Source organism: Acidovorax sp. A1169, assembly GCF_030704685.1.
Classification (GTDB): Bacteria; Pseudomonadota; Gammaproteobacteria; order Burkholderiales; family Burkholderiaceae_C; genus Acidovorax.
This window is the reverse complement of sequence record NZ_JAUZDX010000006.1, coordinates 253,713-278,906: the sequence shown is the minus strand read 5'-3', so window position 1 is coordinate 278,906 and position 25,194 is coordinate 253,713. Positions and strand designations below refer to the sequence as shown.

The 25,194-nt window shown below is 65.8% G+C and carries 20 protein-coding genes and 2 riboswitches; of the genes, 7 read left to right on the top strand and 13 right to left on the bottom strand.

Annotation, left to right across the window (positions count from 1 at the left end):
* Window positions 1–28 precede the first annotated feature (28 nt).
* Genes QYL93_RS13095 through QYL93_RS13085 form a run of 3 tightly spaced genes read right to left on the bottom strand, consistent with a single transcriptional unit; the run spans window position 29 to window position 2,145 of the window.
* Window positions 29–451 (bottom strand): thioesterase family protein, encoded by a 423-nt coding sequence (locus QYL93_RS13095; protein ID WP_305744029.1) that lies wholly within the window; start codon window positions 449–451, stop codon window positions 29–31.
* Window positions 448–1,344 carry a DMT family transporter gene (locus QYL93_RS13090; RefSeq protein ID WP_305744028.1) on the bottom strand — a complete coding sequence of 299 codons (897 nt, stop codon included), beginning with the start codon at window positions 1,342–1,344 and terminating at the stop codon, window positions 448–450. Before QYL93_RS13090 ends, QYL93_RS13095 begins: the two co-directional genes overlap by 4 nt.
* A gap of 18 nt (window positions 1,345–1,362) precedes the next feature.
* Window positions 1,363–2,145 (bottom strand): SDR family oxidoreductase, encoded by a 783-nt coding sequence (locus QYL93_RS13085; RefSeq protein ID WP_305744027.1) that lies wholly within the window; start codon window positions 2,143–2,145, stop codon window positions 1,363–1,365.
* A gap of 140 nt (window positions 2,146–2,285) precedes the next feature.
* Between QYL93_RS13085 and QYL93_RS13080 the strand changes: the two genes are divergently transcribed.
* Complete coding sequence (locus QYL93_RS13080) at window positions 2,286–3,992, top strand: electron transfer flavoprotein-ubiquinone oxidoreductase (protein WP_305744026.1); 1,707 nt, start codon at window positions 2,286–2,288, stop codon at window positions 3,990–3,992.
* 57 nt (window positions 3,993–4,049) lie between these two features.
* Here QYL93_RS13080 and QYL93_RS13075 read toward each other — a convergent pair whose 3' ends face one another.
* The 10 genes from QYL93_RS13075 to QYL93_RS13030 all read right to left on the bottom strand — a co-directional run bounded on the left by QYL93_RS13075 (window position 4,050) and on the right by QYL93_RS13030 (window position 16,802).
* Entirely contained in the window at window positions 4,050–5,705 is a 1,656-nt protein-coding gene (locus QYL93_RS13075; RefSeq protein WP_305744025.1) for a methyl-accepting chemotaxis protein, read from the bottom strand.
* A gap of 116 nt (window positions 5,706–5,821) precedes the next feature.
* Window positions 5,822–9,478 carry a hydantoinase B/oxoprolinase family protein gene (locus QYL93_RS13070; RefSeq protein ID WP_305744024.1) on the bottom strand — a complete coding sequence of 1,219 codons (3,657 nt, stop codon included), beginning with the start codon at window positions 9,476–9,478 and terminating at the stop codon, window positions 5,822–5,824.
* A 38-nt stretch (window positions 9,479–9,516) separates the two neighbouring features.
* Window positions 9,517–10,065: a hypothetical protein gene (locus QYL93_RS13065; protein ID WP_305744023.1), complete on the bottom strand. Its 549-nt coding sequence runs from the start codon at window positions 10,063–10,065 to the stop codon at window positions 9,517–9,519.
* Window positions 10,066–10,096: 31 nt separating this feature from the next.
* Window positions 10,097–11,062: a TRAP transporter substrate-binding protein gene (locus QYL93_RS13060; RefSeq protein WP_305744022.1), complete on the bottom strand. Its 966-nt coding sequence runs from the start codon at window positions 11,060–11,062 to the stop codon at window positions 10,097–10,099.
* Window positions 11,063–11,113: 51 nt separating this feature from the next.
* The gene (locus tag QYL93_RS13055) at window positions 11,114–12,415 is read right to left on the bottom strand and encodes a TRAP transporter large permease (protein WP_370876970.1); all 1,302 of its coding nucleotides are present in this window, start codon (window positions 12,413–12,415) and stop codon (window positions 11,114–11,116) included.
* A gap of 18 nt (window positions 12,416–12,433) precedes the next feature.
* Window positions 12,434–12,943 (bottom strand): TRAP transporter small permease, encoded by a 510-nt coding sequence (locus tag QYL93_RS13050; RefSeq protein WP_305744020.1) that lies wholly within the window; start codon window positions 12,941–12,943, stop codon window positions 12,434–12,436.
* Between the two features lie 120 nt (window positions 12,944–13,063).
* On the bottom strand, window positions 13,064–14,029 hold the full coding sequence (locus tag QYL93_RS13045; protein ID WP_305744019.1) for a TRAP transporter substrate-binding protein: 966 nt from the start codon (window positions 14,027–14,029) through the stop codon (window positions 13,064–13,066).
* A 21-nt stretch (window positions 14,030–14,050) separates the two neighbouring features.
* Window positions 14,051–14,875, bottom strand: a complete 825-nt coding sequence (locus QYL93_RS13040) for a putative hydro-lyase (protein ID WP_305744018.1) — start codon at window positions 14,873–14,875, stop codon at window positions 14,051–14,053.
* Window positions 14,876–15,349: 474 nt separating this feature from the next.
* Window positions 15,350–16,258 (bottom strand): LysR family transcriptional regulator, encoded by a 909-nt coding sequence (locus QYL93_RS13035; protein ID WP_057206101.1) that lies wholly within the window; start codon window positions 16,256–16,258, stop codon window positions 15,350–15,352.
* An 85-nt stretch (window positions 16,259–16,343) separates the two neighbouring features.
* Window positions 16,344–16,802, bottom strand: a complete 459-nt coding sequence (locus QYL93_RS13030) for an Lrp/AsnC family transcriptional regulator (protein ID WP_007860247.1) — start codon at window positions 16,800–16,802, stop codon at window positions 16,344–16,346.
* Window positions 16,803–17,233: 431 nt separating this feature from the next.
* Between QYL93_RS13030 and QYL93_RS13025 the strand changes: the two genes are divergently transcribed.
* The 6 genes from QYL93_RS13025 (at window position 17,234) to gcvP (ending at window position 24,991) form a co-directional block, all read left to right on the top strand.
* Window positions 17,234–18,205 carry a TRAP transporter substrate-binding protein gene (locus QYL93_RS13025; protein WP_305744017.1) on the top strand — a complete coding sequence of 324 codons (972 nt, stop codon included), beginning with the start codon at window positions 17,234–17,236 and terminating at the stop codon, window positions 18,203–18,205.
* A gap of 105 nt (window positions 18,206–18,310) precedes the next feature.
* On the top strand, window positions 18,311–18,805 hold the full coding sequence (locus QYL93_RS13020; protein ID WP_305744016.1) for a TRAP transporter small permease: 495 nt from the start codon (window positions 18,311–18,313) through the stop codon (window positions 18,803–18,805).
* Window positions 18,802–20,079, top strand: a complete 1,278-nt coding sequence (locus tag QYL93_RS13015) for a TRAP transporter large permease (protein ID WP_305744015.1) — start codon at window positions 18,802–18,804, stop codon at window positions 20,077–20,079. Before QYL93_RS13020 ends, QYL93_RS13015 begins: the two co-directional genes overlap by 4 nt.
* 6 nt (window positions 20,080–20,085) lie before the next feature.
* Window positions 20,086–20,177, top strand: a riboswitch (glycine riboswitch).
* 13 nt (window positions 20,178–20,190) lie between these two features.
* Window positions 20,191–20,325, top strand: a riboswitch (glycine riboswitch).
* Window positions 20,326–20,375: 50 nt separating this feature from the next.
* On the top strand, window positions 20,376–21,509 hold the full coding sequence (gene gcvT / locus QYL93_RS13010; protein WP_305744014.1) for a glycine cleavage system aminomethyltransferase GcvT: 1,134 nt from the start codon (window positions 20,376–20,378) through the stop codon (window positions 21,507–21,509).
* A 74-nt stretch (window positions 21,510–21,583) separates the two neighbouring features.
* The gene (gcvH, locus tag QYL93_RS13005) at window positions 21,584–21,958 is read left to right on the top strand and encodes a glycine cleavage system protein GcvH (RefSeq protein ID WP_305744013.1); all 375 of its coding nucleotides are present in this window, start codon (window positions 21,584–21,586) and stop codon (window positions 21,956–21,958) included.
* A gap of 144 nt (window positions 21,959–22,102) precedes the next feature.
* Window positions 22,103–24,991, top strand: a complete 2,889-nt coding sequence (gene gcvP, locus QYL93_RS13000) for an aminomethyl-transferring glycine dehydrogenase (protein ID WP_305744012.1) — start codon at window positions 22,103–22,105, stop codon at window positions 24,989–24,991.
* Window positions 24,992–25,194 lie beyond the last annotated feature (203 nt).

Below are 25,194 nucleotides of genomic sequence, written 5' to 3'. Positions count from 1 at the left end.
TCACCCAGAGGTGTCAAGCGCCGCAAAATCAGTCCTGAACGATGGCCAGCATCCAGTCCGGCAGGGCCACGGCCCTCTTCTGCGGGAAATCGACCCAGATCGTGGTGGCACCGCCAGCGGCATAAATCACGCCCGGCCGGTCCACCCGCTCCATGGTGCCCCAGGTCTCGAAGGTGGTGCGGCCCGGGTCGCTCACGTAGAGCTTGAGCAGCACGTCGGCCGGGTACTCGAGCTGCTGGTAGAAGTTGCAAAAGGCGTTGACGATGACCGGCCCCTGCCCTGTGGGGTCGGGGTTGCAGCCCACCGACACCAGCCAGTCGATCCGCGCTGTTTCCAGGTAGCGAAAATACACGGTGTTGTTCACGTGGCCCATGGCGTCCATGTCGCCCCAGCGCACGGGAAAGCGCATTTCATGCACCAGTTTCTTCTCGTCGGGGATTTCAATCTTCATCGGTGTGCCTTGATGGAAGCGAGGATGCCCAGAGTGAACAGCACCACGGCTGCCCACTGCGCCAGCGACGGCCAGCGCCCATCCCACGCGAACGAATATACGAGAGCGAACAGGGTCTCGCTCACGATGAGCTGCCCGCACAGGCTGGCGGACAGGCGCTGGCTGGCGATGTTCCACAAGATGGTGGCCAGCCAGCTCGAACCAAAACCGAGCGCCAGGCACACAGCCACGAAGACCCCGAACCCTGGCTGCGCTGCCAGGGCGGGCAGGCTGGAGCCCCCTGCCAGCCACAGCAACAGGCCGCCCAGGCCCGTGGCCACGCCCAGCCAGTTGGCCCAGTCGGTGGCACGCACCTCGGGGTGGCGCTTGAGCCATGCGGAATTGAGGATGGCGAACGCCGTCCAGAACACCAGCGCCACCAGCGCGATGGCGATGCCGCGCCAGTAGCTGCCGGCGCCGGATGCCGCTGCATCGCCGTGCGGAACCCCGGCCATCAGCGCGAGGCCGGTCACGGTGAGCGCCAGCCCGGGCACCAGTGCGGCCCAGCGCAGGCCCTGGGGCTTGCCCAGCAGCATGACCCAGACCGGAATGGTGCCGATGATCAGCGCCGGCATCTCGGCCCCCGCATCGCGGATGGCCCAGACCAGCAGCAGGTAGTAGCCCGTGAAGCCCAGCACGGACAGCCACAGCGCCGCCCAGGCCTGGGCCCAGGTAGGCCAGCGCGGGTTGCCCCGGAGGCCCCACAGCAGCATGCCCGCAGCCACCGCACCGTAGGCCACGAAGCGGCCCGCCGTCAGGTCCACCGAGGCAAACGTGCCCGCCATGTAGGGCGCCACGAACACCAGCCCCCAGAGCGCGCCTGCGGCGAGCCCGGCCAGGATTCCGGTCAGCATCGGGACAAGCGGCGCGGGCTACACCGCAAAGCCATCGTCTGCCGCAATCACGGCGCCGTTGATGAAGTGGCTCTGGTCGCTGGCCAGCATGATGATCAGCGCATCGAGGTCCTCGGGGCTGCCCACGCGCTTGCGCGGCAGCATGTCGATGAGTTTCTGGCCCTGCTCGGTCTGCCAGTGGCGGTGGTTGATCTCGGTGTCGATGTAGCCCGGGCAGATGGCATTGGTGTTGATGCCGAACCGGCCCCACTCCATGGCCATGGCCTTCGTCATCTGCACCACGGCGGCCTTGCTCATGCAGTAGGCGCCGATCTGCGGCAGCACCTTCAAGCCCGCCATCGAGGCGATGTTGATGATGCGACCGCCCGTGAAGCTGCCCGGCGCGGCCCCGCGCGAGCGCGCCAGCATGCGCTTGCCCACCTCCTGTGCGACGAAGAAGGCGCCCTTGACGTTGGTGTCGAAGATGAAGTCGTAGTCCTGGGGCGTCACATCCTGCAGGCGCTGCGTGGTGCTCACGCCCGAGTTGTTCACCAGGATGTCGATGGAGCCCATCTCGGTCTCGGCATGGGCCACCGCCGCCTTGATCGACATGTGGTCGGTCACGTCCAGTTCGATCACATGGGCGTCACCGCCCTCCCCCTCGATGCGGGCACGCAGCTCTTTGAGCTTTTCGACGCGGCGGCTGGCCAACACCACCCCGGCTCCTGCGCGCGCGAGAGTCCGCGCGAACTGGGCGCCGAGCCCGCTGGACGCTCCGGTGATGAACGCCACGCGGCCGGATAGATCGATGCTGTATGCCATTTAGAGAGCCTCCACTGCAGAAAAAAGAACGGTCGTTCGTTTGTCCGAAATCCATGAATACAATCAGTCTCCAGGCAGACAGGAACCAGGGTCCTGTCCGAAGACAATCCACACGATATCAAACGCCCGACGAGAAACCCATGACGAACGAAGAAATCCTCGCCCAGTATGGTCCCCGTGAAGCAATGGAATACGACGTGGTCGTCGTGGGCGGCGGCCCCGGCGGCATGGCCACCGCCATCCGGCTCAAGCAGATGGCAGCCATCAATGGCAAGGACATCTCTGTGGTGGTGCTCGAAAAAGGCTCCGAACCCGGCGCGCACATCCTCTCGGGCGCCATCATGGACCCCAAGGCCCTGACCGAGCTGATCCCCGACTGGAAGGCCAAGGGCGCGCCCCTGAACCAGCCCGTGACCGACGACGCGATGATGTTCCTGGGCGAAAAATCGGCCTTTCGCGTACCCAATGTATTTTTGCCGCACAACTTCCAGAACCACGGCAACTACGTGGTGCGCCTGGGCAATGTGGTCAAGTGGATGGGCGAGCAGGCCGAGGCCCTGGGCGTGGAGATCTTCCCGGGCTTTCCGGCCGCCGAAGTGCTCTACAACGAGAACGGCTCCGTCAAGGGCGTGGCCACCGGCAACATGGGCATCGGCAAGGAAGGCGAGCCCACGGCCGACTTCCAGCTCGGCATGGAACTCCATGCCAAATACACCATCTTCGCCGAGGGCTCGCGCGGCCACCTGGGCAAGCAGCTGATCTCGCGCTTCAAGCTCGACGCCCACAGTGATCCGCAAAGCTACGCAATCGGCATCAAGGAGCTGTGGGAGATCGATCCGCAGCGCCACCAGCCCGGCTTCGTCATGCACACCGCCGGCTGGCCCATGGAGAACGACACCTACGGTGGCGCCTTCCTGTACCACCTGGACGACAACAAGGTCACGCTGGGCTTCATCACCGGCCTGGGCTATTCCAACCCCTACCTCAGCCCGTTCGAGGAATTCCAGCGCTGGAAGACGCATGCCAACATCCGCTGGTACCTGGAGGGCGACGAGTCCAAGGGCATCAAGCCGGCCAAGCGCATCAGCTACGGCGCGCGCGCCATCACGGCCGGCGGCCTGCTGAGCCTGCCCAAGACCATCTTCCCCGGCGGCGCGCTGATCGGCTGCGATGCGGGCTATCTCAATGTAGGCCGCATCAAGGGCAGCCACGCCGCCATCAAGTCCGGCATGCTGGCCGCCGAGGCCGCCTACGATGCCGTGGTGGCCGGGCGCCAGCACGATGAGCTGAGCGCCTACCCCGAGGCCTTCGAGAAGAGCTGGCTGCACACCGAGCTCAACAAGGACCGCAACTTCAAGAACTGGTTCAAGAAGGGCCTGGTCACCGCCACCATCATGAACGGCCTGGAGCAGTTCGTGCTCAAGGGCAACATCCCCTGGACGCTGCACCGCGACAAGCCAGACCACGTGCACCTGAAGCCCGCGTCCGAGTGCAAGCCCATCATCTACCCCAAGCCCGATGGCAAGCTGACTTTCGACCGGCTCTCCAGCGTGTTCATCAGCAACACCAACCACGCCGAGAACCAGCCGGCCCACCTGACGCTCAAGGACGCCAGCGTGCCGGTGAACATCAACCTGGCCAAGTACGCCGGGCCCGAGGCGCGCTACTGCCCGGCTGGTGTCTACGAGTTCGTGCCCGATGTCGCCAAGGGCGGCGACGCCCAGCGCCTGCAGATCAACGCGCAGAACTGCGTGCACTGCAAGACCTGCGACATCAAGGACCCCACGCAGAACATCGTCTGGGTGACGCCTGAGGGCGGCGGCGGCCCAAACTACTCGGGCATGTGACGACAACAAAGGGCCTGCAACGCAGGCCCTTTTTACTTATCGCCTGTGCAGCTCTGGCTAGGCGGCTGACAACTGAAACTGCCCCATGGCCCCCGCCAGGCGGTTGGCCTGGTCCTTGAGGCTCTGGGCGGCAGCGGCGCCCTCTTCCACCAGCGCGGCGTTCTGCTGGGTCATGTGGTCGAGCTGGTCCACGGCCTGGCTCACCTGGCCGATCTGGCTGCTCTGCTCGCTGCTGGCGGCGTTGATCTCGGACATCAGCGCGGTGACCTGCTGCACGCTGGTGACTATGTCCTGCATGGTAGAGCCGGCAGTAACCACCAGGCGCGCACCGTCACTCACCTTGTGGACACTGGTGGCGATCAGGGCCTTGATCTCCTTGGCGGCGTTGGCGCTGCGGCCCGCCAGGTTGCGCACCTCGCTGGCCACCACGGCAAAGCCCCGGCCCTGCTCACCCGCACGGGCGGCTTCCACTGCGGCATTGAGTGCCAGGATGTTGGTCTGAAAGGAGATGCCGTCGATGATGCCCACGATGTCGGCGATCTTCTTGCTGCTGGCGTTGATCTCGTCCATGGTCTTGACCACCTGGCCGACCACCTCGCCTCCCTTCTTCGCCACCTGGGCGGCACTGTGGGCAAGGGTGTTGGCCTGGCGGGTGCTGTCGGCATTGGCGGCCACGGTCTGCGCCAGTTGGGCAATGCTGGCAGCTGTCTGCTGCAGGCTGCTGGCCGTGTGCTCGGTGCGTGCGCTCAGGTCGGTATTGCCGGCGGCCACTTCGGAGCTGGCGACGTGGATGGACTCACCCGAATCGCGCACCTCGGTCACCACATAGTGCAGCGATTCCACCATGCTGTTGAGCGCGGTGAGCAGCTCGCCGATCTCGTCGGTGCGGTCCGTGGACATGCGCACCGTGAGGTCGCCCTGCGCCACCAGGGCCGCCGCGTCCGACGCCTGGCGCAGCGGCAGCACGATGGAGCGGCGCAGCAGCCAGCCGAACAGCGCCGACAGCCCCACCACGAAGGCCACGGCGAGCGCGCTGACCCACTGGGCACGCGAGGCATCGGCAATCATCGCATCGGCCGCTGCCACCGAGGACTTTTCGGATTCGGCCAGCAGCTGGTCGATGGTTTTCAGGTACTGGGCCAGCGCTGCGGCATGCTCCTGCAGCTCCTTCTGGCTGATGACCTTGGATTCGAGCGCGTTCTGCACCAGGGTGTCGCGCAGGGCCGCGTACTGCTGGCGCTGCGCCTGGGTCTGCTTCCACACGGGCACGGTGCTCGCGGCCGCAGCCGAGGCGGCCAGCGCAGTGTCGATGCGGTTGCGCATGCCCTCCTCGGCCGCCAGCTGGGTGCGCATCTCGGCCACCAGCGGGAACACGTCGGTCGAGCTGGTGGCTCGCAGGGCGATCTGGCCGATGTGCACCGACTGGGTCTTCCACTCGCGCACCGAGCGCTCGATGGGCAGTTGCTCCGCCGTGAGCAGCGTGGCCTGGCGCGTCGTGCCCTGGCCGGTGAGCCAGGTGGTGGAGCCCAGCAGCGCCACCGCCACGCCCAGCAGGCCAAAGGCTGCTGCCAGTTTCTGGCCCACGGTCAGGGTGCGATTGCCGCGCGGGGACGGCGACGACGACGGGCGGGGCGCCGCCATGGGTGCATCAGCAGGAAAGGCCGTGACGGCAGGGGTGCGGTTGGCACCGGCCGTGGCGGGAAGGTAGTTCATGGCTTTCTCCGTGGTGTTGCGTGTCATCCGCCCCGTCACACGAGGGGGCGGCATACCCTTGCGATGCAAGCCCTGTGCCAAAACGCAGGGGTTGCACCGCAAACGTCAGGTGTGGCTCAGCCTGCAGCCACGCATTCGCCGAAGCCCCCGCCGCCGGGCGTGGAAATCTCGAACACGTCGCCCGGCTCCATGAGCGCCGCGCCGATGTGCGCAAGGTCTTCCACCTGGCCGTTGGCACGCAGCACCCGGTTGAGCCCGGTGCGCCCGGCCTGCCCGCCGGCCATGCCGAAGGCGGGCTTGACGCGCCCGTTGGACAAGATGCTCGCCGTCATCTGCTCCAGAAAGCGCACGCGGCGCACGCCGCCATTGCCCCCGGCCCAGCGGCCGCTGCCGCCCGAGCCCTCGCGAATCTCGTAGCTATCGAGCACCACAGGGAACCGGAACTCCAGGATCTCGGGGTCGGTCAGGCGCGAGTTGGTCATGTGCGTCTGCACCACGCTCGTGCCGTCGAAGCCGCGCACCACTTGGCCCTGCCCATCGAGCACCACGCCCGCACCACTGCCGCCCGCGATGGTCTCGTAATACTGGTACCGCGCATTGCCGAAGGTGAAGTTGTTCATCGTTGGCTGGCTGCCGGCCATGACGCCTAGCGCACCGAACAGCGCATTGGTGATGCAGGTGGAGGTCTCCACATTGCCCGCCACCACCGAGGCCGGCGGGTTGGGGTTGAGCATGGAGCCCTGCGGGATGATGACCTGCAGGGGCTTGAGGCACCCGGCATTGAGCGGGATGTCGTCGTCCACCAGGGTGCGAAAGACGTACAGCACCGCCGCCATGCACACCGCACGCGGGGCATTGAAGTTGTTGACCTGCTGAGCGCTGGTGCCGGCAAAATCGATCACCGCGCTGCGCTCGGCCACGTTGACCTTGACCGAGACGCTGATCTGCGCGCCATTGTCCAGCGGCAGGGTGAACTGGCCGTCCTTGAGGTGCGTGATCACGCGGCGCACCGATTCCTCGGCGTTGTCCTGCACGTGGCGCATGTAGGCCTGCACGACGTCCAGGCCGAACTGGTCCACCATCTTGCCCAGCTCCTGCACGCCCTTTTCATTGGCGGCGATCTGCGCGCGCAGGTCGGCCAGGTTCTGGTGCGGGTTGCGGCTCGGGTAGGGCGTGGTGCCGCCGCCGGTGGCCAGCAGGTGGCGCACGGACTCCTCCTGCAGCACACCGCGGTCCACCAGCTTGACGTTGTTGATCTGCACGCCCTCTTCCTCGATGCGCGTGGAGAACGGGGGCATCGACCCCGGCGTGGTGCCGCCGATGTCCGCATGGTGGCCGCGCGAGCCCACGTAGAAGGTCGGCTCATTGCCGCCCGCCACGTACACCGGCGTGATGACGGTGACGTCCGGCAGGTGGGTGCCGCCGTGGTAGGGGTCGTTGAGCATGTACACGTCGCCCGGCTGCATGCTGCCGGTGTTCTCGCGGATCACGGTCTTGATGCTCTCGCCCATGGACCCGAGGTGCACCGGCATGTGCGGGGCATTGGCGATCAGGTTGCCGGTGGCGTCGAACAGCGCGCAGCTGAAGTCCAGGCGCTCCTTGATGTTGACCGAGTAGGCGGTGTTCTGCAGCTGCAGGCCCATCTGCTCGGCGATGTTCATGAACAGGTTGTTGAACACCTCCAGCAGCACCGGGTCCACCGTGGTGCCGGCCGCGTACTGCACGCTGCGCGCCGTGACACGGTCAAGCACCAGGTGGTCCAGGTCCGTGAGGCGGGCCAGCCAGCCGGGTTCGACCACGGTGGTGGTGTTCTTCTCGGCGATGATGGCCGGGCCGGGTATCACGTCGCCGGGCTGCAGGTCCTCGCGCACCACCAGGGCGGCGTCATGCCACTGGCTGCCGGAGTACATGCGCACCGTCTCGCGCCGCGGATGCAGGCGCTCTGCGTGCAGGGGCAGGCGCGGTTCGTCCGGGGCGTCGCCGGCGATCACGGCCTCGACCGACACGGCCTCCACAACGAGCGACTTGCCCACCATCAGAAAGGCGAAGCGCTGGCGGTAGGCGGCCTCGAAGGCTGCCTGCACGGCCGCCATGTCGCCAAACGGCACCACCAGGGCCGAGTCGGTGCCTTCGTAGCGCACGTGCACGTTGTAGCGCACCTGCACCGGGTGGTTGCTGACCTGCTGGCGTTCCAGCTCGGCCTGGGCGGCTGAGCCCAGCGCGTCGAGTCGCTCGGCGATCAGCGGCAGCGAGGCCTCGGCCAGGGGCAACTCCACCGCCTGCTCGCGGATCACGGTCTGGTCGGCCAGGCCCATGCCGTAGGCACTGAGCACGCCCGCCAGCGGGTGCACGAACACGCGTGTCATGCCCAGGGCATCGGCCACCAGGCAGGCATGCTGGCCACCGGCCCCGCCAAAGCACTGCAGGGTGTAGCGCGTCACGTCGTAGCCGCGCGCCACCGAGATCTTCTTGATCGCATTGGCCATCTGCTGCACGGCGATCTGGATGAAGCCCTCGGCCACCTCCTCGGGCTGGCGCTGGGTCTGCACCGCCAGCTCCGCGAAGCGGGCGCGCACGGCCTGCGCGTCCAGCGTCTCGTTGGCCGCAGGGCCGAACACGCTGGGGAAGTAGCCCGGCTGCACCTTGCCGACCATCACGTTGGCGTCGGTCACGGCCAGCGGGCCGCCGCGGCGGTAGCTCACCGGGCCGGGGTTGGCGCCAGCGCTCTCCGGCCCCACGCGAAAGCGCGCACCGTCGTAGCTCAGCACCGAGCCGCCACCAGCGGCCACGGTGTGGATGCTCATCATCGGGGCGCGCATGCGCACGCCAGCCACATGGGTCTCGAACTCGCGCTCGAATGCACCGGCGTAGTGGCTCACGTCGGTGGAGGTGCCGCCCATGTCGAAGCCGATCACCCGCTCCTGCCCGGCCAGGCCGGCCGTGCGCGCCATGCCGACGATGCCGCCGGCCGGGCCGGACAGGATGGCGTCCTTGCCCTGAAAGGTGTTGGCGTCCGTCAAGCCGCCCGAGGACTGCATGAAGAACAGCTTGACCCCGGGCATCTCGCTGGCCACCTGCTCCACATACCGGCGCAGGATGGGCGAGAGGTAGGCGTCCACCACCGTGGTGTCGCCCCGGCTCACGAACTTCATCATGGGGCTGGTCTCATGCGAGGTGCTGATCTGCGTGAAGCCCACCTCCCTGGCAATGCGCTGGGCCGCCTGCTCGTGCTCCGTGTAGCGATAACCATGCATGAAGACGATGGCCACGCTGCGCAGGCCCCGGCCATAGGCCGCCAGCAGGTCGCCGCGCAGGGTGGCTTCATCGAGCCGTTGCAACACGGCACCGTGCGCGCCCATGCGCTCGCGGGCCTCGATCACTTCGGTGTAGAGCAGTTCGGGCAACACGATGTGGCGGTCGAACAGGCGCGGGCGGTTCTGGTAGGCAATGCGCAGCGCATCGCGAAAGCCGCGCGTGGTGACCAGCAGCGTGGGCTCGCCCTTGCGTTCGAGCAGCGCATTGGTGGCCACCGTGGTGCCCATCTTCACGCATTCGACAAGGGCCGGCGTCACGGCTTCACCGGATGCCAGGCCCAGCAGGTGGCGGATACCGGCCACGGCCGCATCCTTGTACTGCTCGGGGTTCTCGGACAGCAGCTTGTGCGTGACCAGCGTGCCGTCGGGGCGCTTGCCGACGATGTCGGTGAAGGTGCCGCCCCGGTCGATCCAGAACTGCCAGCGGGGAATCTGTACTTGGGGTGTCATGGTGGTCATGGTGTTTTCGATGGAAGAAAAATGGGGTTGTGGCTGGATCAGGCGGTGGCCGCGCTGGCCGATGCCAGCCGCTGCATGAGCTGGCGCACGGCGAGAATGGGTGGCGCGCTGGTCAGGGCCTGATCCAGAGGGCACCAGGGCCCGCCGAGCGCCGTGGCCCAGGCCATCACGGGCAGGATGTCGGCAGGAGGAAGGGTGTGCATGGCCTCGATCACGATGCGCAGCTCCTGCGCCAGCCGGTTGCCGGGCGCAAAGCGCCAGTGGTACTGGCCGCAGCCCACGCGCACGGCGCGGCTGTCCTTCTCGGTCATCAGCACGAGCCAGTCGCAATGGAAGTCGGCACAGTCCGGACGAGGTGGACCGGCCAGGCAGAAGGTGTAGACGTTCTCGAAGCTGCGGTTGAAATTGCGCACCAGGGTCTCGGCAATCGCCTCGCGCCCCTGGGCCGAGGGCGGGAAGACCATGCCGCCCTGGCGCATCTCCATCTGCAGCAGCGCGCCGCCGGCAAAGGCCTGGGCGATCAGGTGCGGGCGGTTGCCGTCCTTGGCGCGCAGGTACATCTCGATGGTGTCGGTGGGGGTGTGCATGGTGCTTCTCCTGGAATGGGGTTGGGAAAGCTCAGCGCTGCGTGTAGTACGGGATGAAGATCTGGTTGGCCTCGCCGCCAACGGAGCGCACCCACTCGCGTGAGAAGCGCTCGCCCAGGCGCTTGAGTTCGGTGTCGAGCTCGGCGGAGGCGCGGTCCACTTTGATGCCCTTGCGCTGCAGCTCGCCCACCGACTCGTCGGCCACGGCCTGGCTCATGGCCCAGCCGCGCGCCTCGGCCTCGCTGGCGGCCGTCGTCACCGCCTGGCGCACCGCAGGCGGCAGCGCCTCGAAAGCCTGCAGGTTCACGAACACGATGTTCTTGGGGAACCAGGCATTGATGCCGTAGTAGTGCCGGATCTGGCCCCAGACCTGGTTCTCGACCCCCGTGAGGGCCGAGGTGATCATGGAGTCGAGCTGGCCCGCAGACAGGGCCTTGTTGACCTCGACCATGGGCACGTCCACCGTGGTGGCGCCCAGCATCTCGGCAATGCGCACGGTGGCCGGGTTGTAGGTGCGCATGCGTGTGCCCTTGAAATCGACCGACGAGCGCACGGGCGCAATCGAGAACAGTCCCTGCGGCGGCCAGGGCACGGCATACAGGGCCTTGAGCCCCTTGCGCGCGAAGTGCCCTTCGATCAGCGGGCGCTGCAGGTCCCACATGCGCCGTGCGTCCGCGTAGCTGCGCACCACGAAGGGAATCGCGTCGGCACCGGCGATCGGCATGTCGCGCACCAGGCTGGTCATGATGGTCTCGCCGGCCTGGGCCTTTCCCTCCTGCACCGCCTGCGGAATGTCGCCGAGCTTGAACAGGGCGTTGTTGGCGTGCACCTCGATGCGCAGGGCGCCCGCAGAGGCACGCTCCACGTCCTGCGCAAACTGCACCACGTTGCGCGTGTGGAACGACTCGGCGCGGTAGCCGGTGGCCAGTTTCCACTGTGCCTGGGCGTGCACCATCGGGGCCACGGCGAGCGCGGCCAGCAAGAAAGCTCTGATCATGATCTGCTCCAGCAAGAGAAATGGACGACAGGCGTTGCAGGCTCGTGCGCTTCAACCCTGCATTCGGTTGGGCAGCCAAAGGACGATGTCAGGCACGAAATACGTGGCGATGACCGCCGCGATCATCAGCATGAACAGCGGCAAGGCCGTGCGGGCGATCCACATGATTTCCCGCCGCGTGAGCCCCTGTATGACGAACAGGTTGAAGCCCACCGGTGGCGTGATTTGCGCCATTTCCACCACCAGCACGATGAAGATGCCGAACCAGATCAGATCGAAGCCCGCAGCCTCCACCGTGGGCAGCAGCACGGCGATGGTCAGCACCACCATCGAGATGCCATCCAGGAAGCAGCCCAGGGCGATGAAGAACACGATGAGCAGCAGCATCAGGGAGAACGGCGCCAGGTGCAGCGAGCCGATGAACTCCGCCAGGTGCCGAGGCAGGCCGATGAAGCCCATCGCCAGCGTGAGGAACGCGGCGCCGGCCAGGATCAAGCCGATCATGCAGTACACGCGGCAGGCGGCCACCAAGCCCTCCTTGAACAGCGTCCAGTTCAGCGAGCCCTCGATCTTGGCCAGGATCAGCGCACCGGCAACACCCAGTGCGGCAGCTTCGGTCGCGGTGGCGATGCCGCTGTAGATAGCCCCCAGCACCACGATGATCAGGGAGACCACGGGGATCAAGTGGCGCGAGGCGTACACCATCTGAAGGAAGCTCATCTTTGTGTCGGGCGCCGGCACCTTGTCCTTGTTCAGCAGGCCCCAGACAATGATGTAGCCCATGAACAGGGCAGCCAGCAGCAGGCCTGGGATCACGCCTGCAAGGAACAGCTTGGAGATGGACACGTTGGCCGCCACACCGTATACGATCATGATGATCGAGGGCGGAATCAGCAGGCCCAGGGTGCCAGCCCCGGCCAGGGTACCCACGGAAAGGTCCTCCGGGTAGCCCCGCTTCTTGAGCTCGGGCAGGGTCATCTTGCCGATGGTGGCGCAAGTGGCTGCGGACGACCCGGAGATGGCGGCGAAGATGGTGCAGCCCACCACGTTCACGTGCAGCAGCCGGCCCGGCAAGCGCTCCAGCCAGGGAGCAAGCCCCTTGAACATGTCGCTGGACAGCTTGCTGCGAAACAGGATTTCGCCCATCCAGAGAAACAGCGGCAGCGCAGTAAGCGTCCAGCTGGAAGTGGACCCCCAGATGGTCAGCATCATGCTGTCGCCCACGGGGCGGTTGGTAAAGAGTTCCATGCCGATGAGCGCCACCGCCAGCAGCGACAGCCCGATCCACAGGCCAGAGCCAAGTACTGCGAACAGCACCACGATCAGTCCGAAAGCAATGATGAGGTCCATGATTTTTTCTACCTTGCTCGGTTATTCGGACCGTGCGGCTTCGGCCACGGCAATGAGGGTCTGGCCGCGGGCTCGCAGGATGAGCGCGTGGGCAAATGCGACCGCAAACCCGATGCTGCCAACGGCCATGCTGATCTGCGGAATCCACAGGGGCGAGGCATCTGCCGCCGGTGAAATGTCGTGCGTGTCATAGGAAATCCAGACAGAACGGGCTGCATACCAGGCCACGTAGGCGGTAAGCACCAGCGCGGCAAGCAGGCAGAACCATTCAAAGGCCGAACGCCAGCGCGCTGGCAGGCGGTCGAGCAGCAAGGTGACACGGATGTGGTCACCGTTTTGCAAGGTACCGGGCAGTGCGAAGAACAAGGCTGCGGCAATCGCGTAGCCCGCGTAGGCGTCCAGCCCCTGGATCTCGATGAACGACACCTGGCGGGAAAGGACGCCCAGCATCACGATGAGGAACGCAGCCACCATCGATACGCAGGAAAGACCGGTAAGCAAGCGGTAAAAATTTCGGACGAGCTGGTCCATGGCGATCTCCCGGAGGTCGCTGACAAAAAAGGAGGGGGATGACAGGGTGGCCGGGCCGCAGTGGACGCCACCCTGGTAGCCGCCCGCGAGAGGCCTCGCGAACGGTTGCGCGAGTGCGCCTTACTTGCGGTAGGCGTCGATGATGGCCTTGCCTTCAGGCCCGGCGGACTTGATCCATTCCTCAGTCATCGTGTTCCCGATCGATGCGAACTCCTTCTTGAGTGCCTCCGATGGCTCGGCAATCGTCATGCCCTTGGCGCCCAGTTCCTTGAGGAACTCCTTGTCCAGGCGCTCGCTGGCTTCCCAGCCGCGCTTTTCTGCCGCAGCAGCAGCCTTGAGCACGGCGTCCTGGGTGGCCTTGTCAAGGCTGTCAAAGGCCTTCTGGTTGACCACCGTGGCATTGCGCGGCTGCCATGCGGCCACGGGGTAGAAGTACTTGACCTGCTCATACAGCTTGCTCTCGACCCCGCTGGCGGTGGAGGTCAGAAAGTTGTTCACGGTGTTGGTGGCGAGCGCCTGGCCCAGCTCCGTCAGCTGGATGGTGACCGGCTGGGCCTTGAGCAATTGCGCGATGCGCGTCGTTGCCGGGCTGAAGGAACGCATCTTCGTACCAGCCAGATCGGCAGGGCTCTGCACCGGCTTGGTGGAGTACAGCGACTGCCCAGGCCATGGCACGCTGAAAAGCAGCTTCATGCCCTGCGAAGCCAGCAGCTTTTCCTGCGCGGGCTTGGCCACCTGGTACAGCTTCAGGGACTCAGCGTACGACTTGGTGAGGAAGGGGATCGAGTCCACCCCGTACAAGGGGTTTTCGTTGGCCGCACCCGAGAGGATGAACTCCGCTGAAGGCACCTGCCCGGTTTGCACGGCGCGCTTGAGCTCGTTGGCCTTGTAGAGCGATCCGCCGGGGTGCAGCGTGATCTTCAGCTTGCCACCGGTCAGCTCATCGACCTCCTTGGCAAACTGCTGGACGTTGACCGTCTGGAAGGTGTTGGCGCTGTAGCCTGTGGGCAGGTCCCATTTGACTTGCGCATGGGCGCCTGCAGCGCAGACGGTGATGGCGGCGAGGGCGATGGCGATGCGTTTCATGGTGGAGGCTCCTTGAGGTTGTTAAAAGCTGGCGAGTTGGTGGTTCAAGAGGTCGGAAATCAGCATGCAACCCGGGGCATGCGTGATGCAGAACGCCGGCTGGGCGTGCAGGATGGCGGACTGGGGCGTCACACCGCAGGCCCAGAAGACGGGGATCTCGCCGGGCATCAGCGCCACGGCATCGCCGTAATCGGGCTTCGACAGATCGGCAATGCCGATAAGGGACGGATCGCCGATGTGCACGGGCGCGCCGTGCACATTGGGAAAGCGCGAGGTCACCTGCACCGCACGGATCACGTCGGCCGCCAGCATGGGGCGCATGGTCACCACCATCGGCCCGCCAAAGGGGCCTGCGGTCTCGGTCTGCACATTGGTGCGGAACATGGCGACGTTCTTGCCTTCATCGATGTGGCGCAGGCGGATGCCGGCCTCGATCAGTGCCGACTCGAACGAGAACGAGCAGCCGAGGATGAAGGTGACGAGGTCAGGGCGCCAGAACGCAGCAATGTCCGTCACCTCCTCGGCCAGTTCGCCGTGGCGCCAGACGCGGTACAGCGGCACGTCACTGCGGATGTCGATGCCATCGCCCAGCGATGGCAGCGAGAACTGGCCGGGCTCGCTCACCGCCAACACCGGGCAGGGCTTGGGGTTGCGCTGGCAAAAGCGCAGGAAGTCGCCGGCCTGCACCTCGGGCAGGATGACCAGATTGCCCTGCACATGGCCATCGGCCAGGCCGCTGGTGTGCGAGGTCCACAGGCCCTGGCGGATCACGCTGCGTACGTGCGCGGCGCTGCTGCTGCCTGCTGAACCAAAGACCTCGGGAGTGTTGTTGTGTGCTGAGTCCACCGTGGCTTCCTTGCGTTGCGAAATGTCAGATGCGTGACGATGGGTGGATTGTGTTGGCGGTCCACTGCCACTGGCAAATTCAAAAAATTTCTCTCAGTTCATCGATTTTTTCGATGCACTACGCTGGAGCACACTTCACCCAACTTGGTGCTAAGTGGAAACCCTAGGGATTGAGAAGGCCGACCGTTCGGTCTCGGCGGCAAGCGGGACAGCACGCTGCAAACAGCGCTCCTCAGCGGGAATGGAGGGGCATAGCGACTGGCGGGCGGATGCGCTTTAGCGCCTCACTGGCACAGGTACGCAGGCTTGCTTGCGGTGGCCGCGCTGCACCAACAACAGGCATGGCCGGACCGCGGCGGCTGCCCGGGGCCTGTCTGACGCCCGCAAATGGGGGCCAACTGCCACGCAGCAGCCACTCAGCAGCCCAACAGGCCTGCAAAGGCGCAGCGCCCGGCAAACTCCGTCAGCCAGATTTCAGCTTTTGGCGCGGCCCTTGGTGCGCTCGGCCTGCAGCTCGACGAAGGCCAGCGCCGAGCGCACGACACCGTCCACAGCGGGCGAGGACGGGTCTTCGCGGTAGCTCAGGTGGATGGGCAGCGGCCGCAGCTCAGCCTCGCAGGCCAGCGGGCGCAGGTCGGGAAAGGCCAGCAGCCGCTGCACGGCCTGGCGCGGCAGCGTGGCCACGCCAAAGCCGCCCTGCACCAGCTGCACCATGGCCGAGATGGAGGAGATGGTGTGCACGCAGCGCGGCTCCACCTGCGCCTGGCGCAGCACGTCGAGCAGGGTCACGTGTGGCTGCGAGCCGCGCTGGAAGGTCAGGATGTCCGTCTCGGCGAAGTCCGCCAGCGCATAGCGCCGCTTGCGGTGCAGCGTGCTGTTGCCCACGAAGACCATTTCCATGGGCGTGAGCGCCTGCGTGCGTATGCCCTCGGCCGACGCGGGCAGCGCCGCGAACACCGTGTCCAGCGCACCGCGGCGGATCTGGTCGAGCAGCACGGGGGTGGTCTCCACCGTGAGTTCAAGCTCCAGCAGCGGGTTGTCCTTGCGCAGTTGCTCGATCCACGGGATCAGCCAGGAGTGCAGCACGGATTCGATAGCCCCCAGGCGGATCGAGACCTCCATGGGCCCGCCCGAGCCCATCTCGGCCTTGAGCTGGCGCTGCAGCTCGAGCATGCGCTTGGCGTAGGTCAGAAAGCGCGTGCCCGCCACCGTGAGCTTGAAGCGTTTGTCGCTGCGGTCGAGCAGCAGCACACCGAGCTCCTCCTCCAGCGCGGCCACACGGCTGGACATGGCCGACTGCGTGAGGAACAGCTTTTCGGCCGCGCGCGTCACGCTGCGCAGGGAGGCTACCCAGTAAAAGGCTTCGACGAAACGCAGGTTCATGGTTTTTCCGTGGGGCGGCGGCGCCAGGATTGTGCGCCTGCCAGCGAGCTGCGGAGCACCGAACGTGCCAGCGACGCAGCCGGCCCTATTCAGCGAACAACGGCAGGTCGGCCTTCTTGAGCGTGCGCAGCACGAAGCTCGAACGGCTGTGGCGTATGCCCTTGATCTTGTAGAGCTTCTCGCGCAGCAGACGCTCGTAGTCGCGCGTGTCCTTGACCACCACGCGCAGCAGGTAGTCGTAGTCGCCCGAGACCAGGTGTGCCTCGATCACCTCTGGGATGCTGGCCAGCGTTTCGCCGAATTTTTCGAGCGTGTTGTCCGAATGGCTGTCGAGGGTGACCTGCACCAGCACCGTATCGGACAGGCCCAGGGCCTGCGGATTGAGCCGCACGGTATAGCCCTGGATGACACCAGCCTCCTCCATCTTCTTGATGCGGCCCCAGCACGGCGAGGGGCTCAGGCCCACGGCCTGTCCGATTTCCTGCAGGCTGGCGCGCGCATCACCCTGCAGCACAGCGAGAATTTTTCTATCGAGGCGATCCATACCCTCTATTATTCATGAAATACGCTGTTTGCAGCAAAATTTTCTGCAATCCATCGATTCGCTGCAAAATTCAGAAAGAACTGCTGCGCCCCGCAGCGCATACTTTGGACATCAAGGCGCTCTTACCGGAGCGCACAAACTGACAGGGCCCCGGACTGGTTACCGCCAGACCGGGGCACTTGGCAAGCAGGGGCGCAAGCAGCCCCGTATCCCCTGCACCCCTCCCCTTTTGCGCACCCTTGTCACACCCTGTCGCCCTGGCGACCAAGCGCGGGCATGGTCTGTTCGTACGCACACTTACCAGCACAAACCCCGATGCCCCCAGCCATGCTGCACCGCCATAATTTGGCGCAGGCGTGGAGTGGATGCTCCATTGCTTGCGAGGGGACATGACACCCCGGCAGCCCGCCCAAAAATCAACAGGAGACACCATGCAATTGACCAGACTCGTCGTCGGCCTGAGCCTCGCGCTCGGTTTTGTGGCCACCGCCGCTGCGCAGACCACCATGCGCATCAGCATTTCCACGGCCCAGAACTCCCACCAGGGCGTGGCCATCGACACGTTTGCCAAGGAAGTCGAAAAGCGCACCGGCGGCCGCTACAAGGTACAGACCTTCTACAACGGCGCACTGGGCGGGGAGCGCGAGTCCATCGAAGCCGTGCAACTGGGCACGCAGGAGCTGGCCTTCAGCTCCACCGGCCCCATCCCGAATTTCGTGCCAGACACCAAGATCCTGGACGTGCCCTTTCTGTTCCGCGACAAGGCCCATGCCCGCGCCGTACTGGACGGCCCCATCGGCCAGGAGATGCTGACCAAGTTCGACAGCAAGGGCTTCAAGGCCCTGGCCTGGGCAGAGAACGGCTTTCGCCACATGACCAACAGCAAGCGCGACGTGAAGGAGCCGGGCGACCTGAAGGGCCTGAAGATGCGCACCATGGAGAACCCCGTGCACATTGCCGCCTACAAGGGCTTTGGCATCGTCACCACGCCCATGGCCTTCCCGGAAGTCTTCACGGCCCTGCAGCAGGGTACCGTGGACGGGCAGGAGAACCCGCTGCCGGTGATCATCTCGGCCAAGTTCGACCAGGTGCAAAAGCACCTGACGCTGACGGGACACGTCTACTCGCCGTGCATCTTCGTGATGAACAAGGCCTCGTTCGACAAGCTCAGCGCTGCCGACAAGCAGGCCTTCCTGGATGCCGCCAAGGAAGGCACCAAGGCCAACCGCGCCCGCGTCGATGAAGACGATGCCAAGGGCGTGGCCGACCTGCGCGCCAAGGGCATGACAGTGATCGACAACGTGGACAAGGCCAAGTTCGTCGCTGCCCTGGCCCCGGTGAATGCCGAGTTCGAAAAGCAGTTCGGCAAGGCCACGCTCGACAAGATCCGCGACGTGAAGTAATCCTGCGCGCTGCGCACCCCGGAACCAAACGCCCGTAGCGCCCTTGCTACCGGGCGTTTGGTTCTTGCCTTTTCTACCCCCTTCTCCCGTGGCTGGCCCTGCCCCATGAAAAATGCTTTCCTGACCTTTGAGCGCTGGACGACCTCCTTCGCCATGCTGGCCGCGTGCGCCATGCTGGCGCTGGCCTCGGCGCTCGGCATGTTCCAGATCGTGACCCGGTTCGTGCTGGAACAACCCGCCGAATGGACCGAGGTGCTGATCCGCTTCAGCCTGATCTGGATGGTGTTCCTGGCCATCCCCGCGGCTTTCCGCCAGGGGGCGATGGTGAGTGTGGACGTGCTGTACCGCTGGAGCCCGCCGAAGATGCGCCGCGTGCTCGACTGGGTGGTGTCTCTCGCCGCCCTCGCGCTGATCGGCGTGATCATCTGGTGGGGCTGGGACTACTCCGTGCGCGGCAGCGTGCAAAGCATGGCCGGCCTTGAATCGGTGTCCATGTTCTGGGCCTACCTGGCCATGCCTGTCGGTGGCCTGTTCTGCGTGGTCGGCATTGTCGGCAACCTGATCGATCCCCTGCGTATGGAACTGGAGACGGCCCAATGAGCCTGGTCATGATTTCTACGATGGTGCTGTGCTTTGCACTGACCATCTCGGTGGCGGTGTCCATCGGCCTGGCGTCCATCCTGGGCATTCAGGCGTCCAACGCGAACATGCTCATCTCCGTCAAGGAGATGTTCGCCTCGATCAACAAGTTTCCGCTGGCCGCCATCCCCTTCTTCATCCTGGCGGGCAACCTGATGGAAACCGGCGGCATCTCACGCCGCCTGGTCGAGTTTGCCAAGAGCATCGTGGGCGGCGTACAGGGTGGCCTGCCCATGACCTGCGTGCTCACCTGCATGATCTTTGCCGCCGTGTCGGGCTCGTCGGTGGCCACCACCTTTGCCATCGGCGCCATCCTGATCCCTGCGCTCATCAAGCACGGCTACCCCACGAGCTACGCCGCGGCGCTGCAGGCCACCAGTGCCGAACTGGGCGTGATCATCCCGCCGTCCATTCCACTGATCCTGTATGGCGTGAGCGCCGAGGTGTCGATTGGCGAGCTGTTCATCGCCGGCTTTGGCCCTGGGCTGCTGATCAGCTTTGCGCTGATGCTCTTTGTCTGGGCGTATTGCAAGTGGAAGGGCTGGGGCAAGACCGACGGCGAAGGCCGCATGCCCTTCGGCAAGGCCACCTGGCAGGCCGGCTGGGCGCTGCTGATGCCGGTGATCATCCTGGGCGGCATCTACGGCGGCGTGTTCACCCCCACCGAGGCATCGGCCGTGGCGGTGTTCTACGCCCTCATCGTGGGCGTGGTGATCTACCGCGAGATCAAGATCCAGAACCTGTTCGCCATCCTGCGCAAATCGGCCATCTCCTCGGCGGTGATCATGTTCATCATCGCCAATGCGGGGCTGTTCGCCTTCCTGATTACCCGCGCGGGCGTGCCCGACGCGATTGGCCGCTGGCTGGAGTCGGTGCTGCAGTCGCCCACCCTCTTCCTGCTGGGCGTGAACGCTGCCCTGTTCGTGATCGGCATGTTCATCGAGACCAGCGCCGCCATCATCGTGCTGGCCCCCATCCTGGCGCCTGTGGCCATGCACTTCGGCATCGACCCCGTGCACTTCGGGCTGATCATGGTGGTGAACCTGGCGCTGGGCATGATCACGCCGCCCTTTGGCGTGAACCTGTTTGCGGCCTGCACGGTGGCCCGCATATCACTGGACCGGATCATCGGGCACCTGCTGCCCTTTGTGTGCGTGATCCTGGTGTGCCTGATGTTCATCACCTACATTCCGGGCATTTCGCTCACCTTGCGCGATCTGGTGTATTCAAAGTAGGTAGAATTCAGACCGTCAGGAGAGAGCCCCCCTTCGAGGGGGCCGCCGAAGGCGCAGGGACACCCCGAACGCTCAGGCAAAAGGACTGGCAACCGCCTGCAGGGATGCAGGCGTTCCCTTGCTGGAGAGAGGTGGCCGCGCAACACGACAGTGCACAGCGCAGGCCATCCACCGAAGGAGCAAGCCGCAGCCGCCAGCCAGGGCGGTGCGGTGAATCTCTCAGGTAAAGCGGACAGCAGGGCAAATCCCGCAATCCATGCCTGGATTGCGGCTTTCATTTGCCCGGAGTCCGCCCCATGTCTGCCCCTGCCGCCCCCCTGCTCACCACGCCCCTGAACGCCCTGCACCTGGAGCTGAGCGCACGCATGGTGCCGTTCGCCGGCTACTCCATGCCCGTGCAGTACCCCGCCGGCCTGATGGCCGAGCATGTTCATACCCGCACAGCGGCCGGTCTGTTCGACGTGTCGCACATGGGCCAGTTGCGCCTGGTAGGGCCCGACGCCGCCGCCGCCTTCGAGACCCTGGTGCCCGTGGATGTGGTCGACCTGCCCGTGGGCAAGCAGCGCTACGGCCTGCTGCTGACGGATGAAGGCACCATCATCGACGACCTGATGTTCTTCAACCAGGGCAACGACACGCTGTTCGTGATCGTCAACGGTGCTTGCAAGGTGGAGGACATCGCGCATATCCAGGCGCGCATCGGCCAGCGCTGTGACGTGGTGCCCATGCCCGACCATGCCCTGCTGGCGCTGCAGGGCCCGCAGGCCGTGACCGCCCTGGCCCGCCTGGCACCGGGCATCGAAAAACTGGTGTTCATGACCGGCGGCGGCTACACCATCGCCGGGTGCGACTGCTTCGTGACGCGCAGCGGTTATACGGGCGAGGACGGTTTCGAGATCTCGGTGCCTGCGGCCCAAGCCGACACCCTTGCCCGCGCCCTGCTCGCCCAGCCCGAAGTCAAGCCCATTGGCCTGGGCGCGCGCAACTCGCTGCGCCTGGAGGCCGGCCTGTGCCTGTACGGCAACGACATCGACACCACCACCACCCCGCCCGAGGCGGCCCTGAACTGGGCGATCCAGAAGGTGCGCCGCACCGGCGGCGCGCGCGCAGGCGGCTTCCCCGGCGCCGACAAGGTGCTGGCGCAGATCGACAACCCCGCCAGCCTGCCGCGCAAGCGCGTGGGCCTGGTGGCGCTGGAGCGCGTGCCCGTGCGCGAGCACACGCCCCTGCAGAGCACCGACGGCCAGGCCATCGGCGAGGTCACCAGTGGCCTGCTCGGCCCCACGGTGAACGAACCCGTGGCCATGGGCTATGTCACGCCCGCGTTTGCCGCCATCGGCACCCGCGTGAACGCCATCGTGCGCGGCAAGGCCGTGCCCATGGAGGTGCGTGCCATGCCGTTCGTGCCCGCCAACTATTTCCGCGGCTGATTTCACGCCGCCAGCGGGCTGGGCCCGCTACATTGCAGATTCCTTCATTTTCAAGAGCCACAGGAGCTTTCCCCATGACCGTCAAATTCTCCAAAGACCACGAATGGATCAACGCCGCCGACGCCGCTGCAGCTGTCGTGGGCATCACCGTGCACGCCCAGGACGCGCTGGGTGACGTGGTCTTCGTGGACCTGCCCGAAGTCGGCAAGACCTTTGCCCAAGGCGAAGTCGCCGGCGTGGTCGAGTCTGTGAAGGCCGCCGCCGATGTGTACATGCCCGTCTCGGGCGAGATCGTCGAGGTCAACGAAGCCCTGCGCTCCGACCCCTCGCTGGCCAATTCCGATCCACTGAACGCCGGCTGGTTCTTCAAGGTCAAGCTCAGCGATGCCGGCCAACTCGACGCCCTCTTGAGCGAGACCGACTACACCGAGTTCGCCAAGAACGCCTGACGCGAATTGGGCTTCGCCCGGCTAACGTCGTTGGGTCGCCTTGCCGTGCCACAGCACTGTCTGCGTCTCCCCGCCTAGTTATCCGGCCGAATCCCAATTCGCTTGCCGCCCTGCCCTCCTCTGACGAAGCCTGAGACCTGCCCCATGTTGATGCAATCCGCCCTGCCGCTCGGCGCGCTCGAAAACGCCACCGAATTCCTGCCCCGCCATATCGGCATCGATGCGGCCGACGAGGCGCACATGCTGTCGGTGATCGGCGAGGCCTCGCGCCGCGCCCTCATCGAAAGCATCGTGCCGCGCTCGATTGCACGCAGCACGGCCATGGACCTGCCGCTGCCCGTGACGGAAGCGGCGGCCCTGGCAGAGCTCAAGACCATGGCCAACAAGAACCAGGTCCTGAGGAGCTTCATCGGGCAGGGCTACTACGGCACGCACACGCCGGGCGTGATCCTGCGCAACATCCTGGAGAACCCGGCCTGGTACACGGCCTACACGCCCTACCAGGCCGAGATCTCGCAGGGCCGCATGGAGGCTCTGGTCAACTTCCAGACCATGGTCTGCGACCTGACCGGCATGCCGATTGCCAACGCCTCCATGCTCGATGAGGCCACAGCCGCGGCCGAGGCCATGACGCTGGCCAAGCGCTCCGTCAAATCCAAGAGCAATCGCTTCATCGTCGCCGGTGATGCGCACCCGCAGACCATCGAGGTCATCCAGACCCGCGCCAAACCGCTGAACATCGAGGTGGTGCTGGCCAATTCCGCGCCCGAATGGGACGCCGCTTTGGACGGCGAGTATTTCGCCGTGCTGGCCCAGTACCCCGCCACCAGCGGCCGCATCGACGATCTGCGTGCCGACGTGGAAAAGGCCCATGGCAAGCATGCCGCCTTCATCGCCGCAGCCGACCTGCTGGCGCTGACCCTGATCACCGCCCCCGGCGAATGGGGCGCCGACATCGTGGTCGGCACCACCCAGCGCTTTGGCATGCCCATGGGTGCCGGTGGCCCGCACGCCGCCTACATGGCATGCCGCGACGAGTTCAAGCGCTCCCTGCCCGGCCGCCTGGTCGGGGTGAGCGTAGACGTGCATGGCAAGCCCGCCTACCGCCTGGCGCTGCAGACGCGCGAGCAGCACATCCGCCGCGAAAAGGCCACCTCCAACATCTGCACGGCCCAGGTGCTGCCGGCCGTGGTGGCCAGCATGTACGCCGTGTACCACGGCCCCGAGGGCTTGAAGCGCATCGCCCAGCGCGTAGCCAGCTACACCGCCATCCTGGCCAAGGGCCTGGAACAACTGGGCGCGCCCGTGCGCCCCCAGGCCACGTTCGACACGCTGACGCTCAAGACCGATGGCACCACTGCGGCCATCGCTGCGCGCGCGGTGAAGCTGGGCGCCAACCTGCGTGTGTACTTCGAGAACTACCTGTGCATCTCGCTGGACGAGACCACCACGCGCGCCGACATCGCGCTGCTGTGGAAGATCTTCGCCAAGGACGGCCAAGCCCTGCCGACCTTCGACGCATTCGAGAAGGGCGTGGAGCCGCTGATCCCGGCCGAGATGCGCCGCACGAGCGCCTACCTCACGCACCCGGTGTTCAACACCCACCACAGCGAAACCGGCATGCTGCGCTACATCCGCCAGCTGTCCGACAAGGACCTGGCGCTGGACCGCAGCATGATCCCGCTTGGCAGCTGCACCATGAAGCTCAACGCGACGAGCGAGATGATCCCCATCACCTGGCCCGAATTCGCCCAGGTGCACCCCTTCGCCCCGGCCGACCAACTCGAAGGCTACCGCGAGCTCGATGAGCAGTTGCGCGCCTGGCTGTGCCAGGCCACGGGCTACGCCGGCATCAGTCTGCAGCCCAATGCCGGCTCGCAGGGCGAGTACGCAGGCCTGCTGGCCATCAAGGCCTACCATGAAGCGCAGGGTGATGGCCACCGCAACATCTGCCTGATCCCCAGCAGCGCGCACGGCACCAACCCCGCCAGCGCGCAGATGGTGGGTATGCAGGTGGTGGTGACGGCCTGCGACGCCAATGGCAACGTGGACATGGCGGACCTGCAGGCCAAGTGCGAGCAGCACAGCGCCAATCTGGCGGCGGTGATGATCACCTACCCCAGCACGCACGGCGTGTTCGAAACCCAGGTCAAGGAGCTGTGCGCCCTGGTGCACCAGCATGGTGGCCGTGTGTACGTGGACGGTGCCAACATGAACGCCCTGGTCGGCGTGGCCGCGCCCGGCGAGTTCGGCGGCGACGTGAGCCACCTGAACCTGCACAAGACCTTCTGCATCCCCCACGGCGGTGGCGGCCCCGGCGTGGGCCCCGTGTGCGTAGTGGCCGACCTCGTGCCCTACCTGCCGGGCCATGCCACGGGCGGTGTGCCTGGCGGCGTGGGCGCCGTGTCGGCAGCCCCCCTGGGCAATGCCGCCGTGCTGCCCATCAGTTGGATGTACTGCCGCATGATGGGCGCCGAAGGCCTGCAGGCCGCGACCGAAACCGCCATCCTCTCGGCCAACTACATCAGCGCGCGCCTCAAGGACCACTACCCCACGCTGTACGCCAGCGCCAACGGCCATGTGGCCCACGAGTGCATCCTGGACCTGCGCCAGTTGAAGGACACCAGCGGCGTGATGGCCGAGGATGTCGCCAAGCGCCTGATCGACTACGGGTTTCACGCGCCCACGCTGAGCTTCCCGGTGCCCAACACGCTGATGGTGGAGCCCACCGAGAGCGAGACGCTGTTCGAGATCGACCGCTTCATCGACGCGATGATCGCCATCCGCGAAGAGATCCGCCAGATCGAAGCCGGCGCCTGGCCGCAGGACAACAACCCCCTCAAGAACGCGCCGCACACGGCGGAGAGCCTGCTCACCGGCGAGTGGACACGTCCGTACTCGCGTGAGACGGCGGCCTATCCTGTGGCTGCTCTGCGCAGTGCCAAATACTGGTCGCCTGTGGGGCGGGTGGACAATGTGTGGGGGGATCGCAATCTGGCGTGCAGTTGCATTCCGGTCAGCGACTACGCTTGATCTTGCGCGGCAGGGGTCTTCTGTTGCTTCCTTGCCTGTGTTGAGGGCGGAGGCCGGGATGTGCGCCCGGCGGCGCAGTAACTTTCTCTTGCGTCGCCAAGAGAAAGTCACCAAAGAGAAGGCGACCCCGCTGCCCGTGTCCCCACTCGCCTGACGGCGAGTGGGGCAGCCTGCGATGCTCGGTCCTGGGGTGCACCGCGGAA